The sequence below is a fragment of the Vibrio sp. M260118 genome (assembly GCF_036533755.1).
Lineage (GTDB): Bacteria > Pseudomonadota > Gammaproteobacteria > Enterobacterales > Vibrionaceae > Vibrio.
On record NZ_JATABG010000625.1, the window covers coordinates 1 to 1067 of the forward strand.

1 pseudogene is annotated in these 1067 nt (G+C 44.8%); it reads right to left on the reverse strand.

Going from position 1 to position 1067, the window contains the following annotated elements:
* A pseudogene (locus QTO00_RS20125) lies at positions 1–1067 on the reverse strand (hypothetical protein); the annotation flags it as partial.

The window sequence follows — 1067 nt, forward strand, 5'->3', positions numbered from 1 at the left end:
ATGTTGTTTGCTGGTTTCCATAGACTTGTTCAAAAGTCACGACAAATGATTGAACCGTATCAATATTAGTTAGCTCCGTCGGATGAATTCGGGCGCTAAAATCATAATCATGATATATACGCCCAGAACCATTGACGCCACCTTCACCACTAGCGTCACTCTCATCCACATAGCGCCAATAATTTTCACCACTGGCGTTACGACTACCAATATCAAACGTACGACCTACAAACTGAGCATCACCGTCAAGATTGAAATCAAATCGAAACTCGCTAATTCGAGTAAAATCACCTGCTGTAGCAACATCCACACTGCGCGTATATCCGTATTCAATCCCTTCTTCACTAAGATAACTAACGGTGTATGTTGTCATCACTGTGTTGTCGTTGAAGGTCTCTATTTTTTGCTCAGCGTCTACATTAAGTTTGAGCACCTTGCGATGGTTAATATTAAGGACTGGGATAAAGCCACTGTTTTGTGTCACCTGATCAGCCACGGACTTACTAGCGTCATTTGGGTAGGCATCGACAAGGGTATCCACCCCATCGTTATCGGGATCGCCTGCTAGGGTTTCGTCAAACGGATAAAGATCATCTTCATCATCGATGCCATCGTTATCGTCATCTAGGTCAGTATTATCACCGGTGCCATCTTGATCAAAATCTGCCCACTCATTCGGGTCACTGTCAAAGGCATCGTCCTCATCATTATGACCATCGTTGTCATGGTCATAAGGATACTGATCATCGAGACTGTCTACGCCATCTGAATCATGGTCACCTGCTTTGGTTGCATCCAGTGCATGTTCATCGACATCATCATTGTACCCATCATCGTCATCGTCAAGGTCGGCATTGTTGCCTGTGCCATCGTTATCAGTATCTAACCACTCAGTTGGGTCATCATCAAAGGCGTCTTGGTCGTCTGGGTAACTGTCGTTGTCGTGATCATATGGATATGGGTCATCTACACTATCAGCCCCGTCTCCGTCATGGTCACCTGCTTTAGTGCTATCCAATGCGTACTGATCAACATCATCATTAAAACCGTCGTTGTCATCATCAAGG